Source organism: Legionella tunisiensis (assembly GCF_000308315.1).
Lineage (GTDB): Bacteria > Pseudomonadota > Gammaproteobacteria > Legionellales > Legionellaceae > Tatlockia > Tatlockia tunisiensis.
This window is the reverse complement of the sequence record NZ_CALJ01000273.1, coordinates 1-3,840: the sequence shown is the minus strand read 5'-3', so window position 1 is coordinate 3,840 and position 3,840 is coordinate 1. Positions and strand designations below refer to the sequence as shown.

Sequence of the window (3,840 nt, the reverse complement as noted above, 5' to 3'; positions counted from 1 at the left end):
TCGTTTTTTACAGGCATGATACTCTCCACAGAAAATTTCTACTGCTTTGAGTTTAAAAAAATCTATTTGATTTAACATTAATCAAAAATAAATAGGGAAAATTCGCCTAAATCCCTATTGAAATAAGAGCGCCGTTGCAATAACGGACAGAAGTTTATAATTAATATCTAACCAGCTCAAACTAATGGAATATCAAGATGCGCTCAACAAAACCTATTGCTTTTAAATGGCGTCATTTTCATAGTGAAGTTATCCTGCAATGCGTCCGTTGGTATTGTAAATACGGCATTAGCTATAGGGATTTGGAAGAAATGATGAAGGAGCGCGGTTTTGAACTTGATAACACCACACTTTATCGTACTGAAATATCATTTATTAATGAACAATTGGTCTATACAGTTGAGATCTGACCGAAATTTATGATTTTTTTATTATGTAATGTTATTGAGTATTTAACACCTTGCGGACGGCTTAACGTCCGAGTCACCTCAAATTTCACCCATAACCCAAGAGATTTATCAATGATGAGCTCTCACCATTAAGCTCTAATAAATTTTCTAAAGAATGATCAATTGTGTTCATGGTTAATTATATGACAAGATGATAGGTTTGCAATTATAAAGGGGCACTACCCCGAATATCGCTTTAGACAAACAGCTATTCTGCTCTTTGACTTTCTCTAAAACTCTCTTTAGACTCAGTGAGTCTTGAATTTAAACTATAGGGAAATGTTCTATGTATAGACAAGGAAATCACATATGCGCCTATTGATGTGTTATTTTTTTTGGGGGGGATTTGTAGTACACGCTAATGCGACTGAATTTGCAAAGGATAAGCCCAGTGCTCTTAAAAATGGACATGCTACGATCCAAATGGGTGGGTATTGGCGTACATCTGCTAGCCAACAGTTTATTCAATTTGATGGACTAATCGGCGACAAATTTACTGTGACACATGCGGCAAACAGTAATGGATTGTTTGGTGTAGGTTATTTTGTTACAGGACAAGAAAGAGATTATTATAATGTTCAATATGGATTAAATTGGTTTTATCTGCCCAAAACGAATATTTCAGGTACAGTCATTAAAGAAGGTTCATATGAAAATTTAACCTATGGATATCATGTGACTCAATACCCTTTTTACGCGATAGTAAAATCAACCATCAAAACTATCTTCTCTGAACAGCGAATTACATTGAATGCAGGTATAGGTCCGAACTTTATTCAAACCAGTCATTTTGATGAATATTCAATTCTAAATGATGATTCAGAATATACTTTACCTGATAACATTTTTTCTGGAAAAACTACTACACAATTTAGTGCTACATTAGGCGCTGGCATTCAATTTAACCATGCATTTGGTCAGGTGCCTCTCGAATGCGGTTATCAATTTTACTACTTGGGACAAGGAAAGATGAGAATTATTAACGACCAAGTTCTCAATCCATTAAAAACTGGAACCTTGTATGCAAACGCTGTGATGTGTTCAATTACAATTTAAATGGACAATTTAATTATGCGACGAATAATCCTAGTGATGTTATTTATATCGACAACAATTGCTCAATCCGCTTCGCCAATGTTTCGGGTGAAAATGATTGCGAATAAAAATGGTCAAGAAAGTTATCTTACCGTTCGCCCCAAACCCTCAAGCAGAACTTATCCATACGCCGGCATAAATTTAACTAATTCTGGATACTCTCTTGTAAATTCTTCAGACTGCACAATGCAATCAAATGGTTGGTGTACCTTTTCTTTTAGTAGTAAACAGCCAAAAACATTTCGGATTAAACGCACATCTCAATCTGTTTCATCTCGCAATATAACATTTAGATTAGCATTAAATGCGCGAGGAAGAGATCCTATATCGACTCAAATGATGACCGTGTCAGAACAAGAAGCTGGGCGTATTATTGGCTATTTATATGGGTGGGAATCGCCGCCTGATGCTTCTGCTATTGCCGCAGCAGGGTACACACATGTGTTAATTGCTTTTGGTTTATTTAGTACCACTTCACCTGGAACAATTAATATAGATGATATCAGTGGTTTTGATTTAGCGACATATGTACAATCTTTACATGACAGCGGGCTTAAGGTCTTGTTATCAATTGGTGGCGCTTCAACAAGTATTTCTAATACTACAGTGGACTTTGATGCAGCGATTCAACTCGCATCAAGCCCAAGTGCATTTGAGACAACATTTATCAACAATATGACTTCGCTAGTATCCACTTATGGATTTGATGGGTTTGACTTTGATATCGAGCAGGGTTTTAATGCAGCCTATTCGTTTTCGGCTCCAAGTACCAACTGCAGTAACGATACATATGACTCAGCTTGCGATATTTTTTATCTGACAACAATTATAAATAATTTTCATACTCAATCACCAGATAGTATGTTAACGCTAGCACCTCAAATTGCTAATATATCTGCAACACCCAGCTTTTCATCGATCTGGGGAAATTATGCTTCTCTCATTATGCAAACCTACTCCTCGCTCACTTGGGTAGGATTTCAAAATTACAACTCAGGATGCGCCTATGGTATCAATTTAGTATGTTACCCAACAACGGGGACATTAACCTCAACTGCTGATCCAGCAGTCGCTTTTGCGACTGATCTTTTGGCGAGTTGGCCAGCAACCATTTCATCTGGACAAGAAACAGGATTTCAACCGTATATTTCATATTTACAGCCATCTCAAGTAGTAATTGGGTATACAGTAAACAACTCATCAGGACAAAGTGATGGTTCTCCCGCTGCTGACACGTCTGTAGCACAAAACGTCATCGAATGCTTAAGCACAAATGAAGATTGTGACACGTATACGCCACCTTCAACCTATTCTGGCATAGGCGGTGTATTCAGTTGGACAATCAATTATGACGCAACTACAGGTTATCAGTTTGCTACAAATTTATATCCATGCGTGATACAAGGAAATTGTACTTAAATCAAAGACCATCCAGCGCGCCGCCATGTATGGACCCAGCGCTGGATGCAAGAAGTAATACAAATAAGTTGTTACAAAACGAGGATAGAGATGCAGCCATGTATGCGGCTTTTTATTTAGTGCGTTATAAGCACTTGAGCCCTCGCCTCTTTACTTTCATTCAAACCATTCATTAATTTTATGTGGTCTTCTCTGATCTCTTCAAATTGAATTTCATGATTTTTCACAAACTTATCTATTATCACTTTAGAGGCTTTTATTGTGTTTTTTGAGCCTTGTAAATAGTGCTGTGTCAGTAACAAGCCATCAAATACCTTCTACCCCGAGCAGCTTCAAGACCAGCAAGAGTTCGCTCTTTTATCGTATTTAGAGCAGTCGTTTGATCTTACCTAGCACATAGGGGATAGAGCACCAACCAACAACGCCCTCTATTATCAATACCAGTCCTAATGCAATATAAAAATACTTTCCCATTCCAAACAGTGCCGCAATACACAGTGCTGAACCAATTATTGTCCGGTTTACACGATCTGTTTTATCTATATTACATATAAATCTCATCTTACCTCCCCTATTAGCTAAGCAACTGTTTAACTTTCAAAAAGACTTTCTATGGTCGCCTGCATCTCAGCCTGACTGGGCTTGGCTCTTTAATGGACACATTTCCACTTAATTCCTGGGCAAAGTGAACACCATGTTTATCAGTGACTTTCTTCAAGAAAGTATGCCTTAATTTATGTGGAGTAAATTCAAATTTTTCATGTTCAGGCAAAAAAGCCAACGCTTGCTTTAAAACTCTTTGGCAAATCCGATAAATATCCAGGGCTTGTAACCGTGTCCCGTAACGTGTAATAAATAATGGTTCATCTTTTTGAGG

The 3,840-nt window shown here is 37.4% G+C and carries 4 protein-coding genes and 2 pseudogenes; 4 read left to right on the top strand and 2 right to left on the bottom strand.

What is annotated here, in order from left to right:
• Positions 1 to 197 precede the first annotated feature (197 nt).
• The 4 genes and pseudogenes from BN58_RS26405 to BN58_RS34960 all read left to right on the top strand — a co-directional run.
• Positions 198 to 359 (top strand): annotated as a pseudogene (locus BN58_RS26405) (IS6 family transposase); the annotation flags it as partial.
• Positions 360 to 758: 399 nt separating this feature from the next.
• Positions 759 to 1,505: a hypothetical protein gene (locus BN58_RS16200; RefSeq protein WP_019217718.1), complete on the top strand. Its 747-nt coding sequence runs from the start codon at positions 759 to 761 to the stop codon at positions 1,503 to 1,505.
• Positions 1,506 to 2,963, top strand: a complete 1,458-nt coding sequence (locus BN58_RS26400; RefSeq protein WP_019217717.1) for a glycosyl hydrolase family 18 protein — start codon at positions 1,506 to 1,508, stop codon at positions 2,961 to 2,963.
• Positions 2,964 to 2,992: 29 nt separating this feature from the next.
• Positions 2,993 to 3,139 carry a hypothetical protein gene (locus BN58_RS34960; protein ID WP_232220719.1) on the top strand — a complete coding sequence of 49 codons (147 nt, stop codon included), beginning with the start codon at positions 2,993 to 2,995 and terminating at the stop codon, positions 3,137 to 3,139.
• 190 nt (positions 3,140 to 3,329) lie between these two features.
• On the opposite strand, the gene BN58_RS37975 is transcribed toward BN58_RS34960, so the two are convergent.
• Both BN58_RS37975 and BN58_RS26395 read right to left on the bottom strand, forming a co-directional pair.
• Positions 3,330 to 3,524, bottom strand: a complete 195-nt coding sequence (locus tag BN58_RS37975; RefSeq protein ID WP_019217715.1) for a YgaP family membrane protein — start codon at positions 3,522 to 3,524, stop codon at positions 3,330 to 3,332.
• Positions 3,525 to 3,573: 49 nt separating this feature from the next.
• A pseudogene (locus BN58_RS26395) lies at positions 3,574 to 3,840 on the bottom strand (hypothetical protein); the annotation flags it as partial.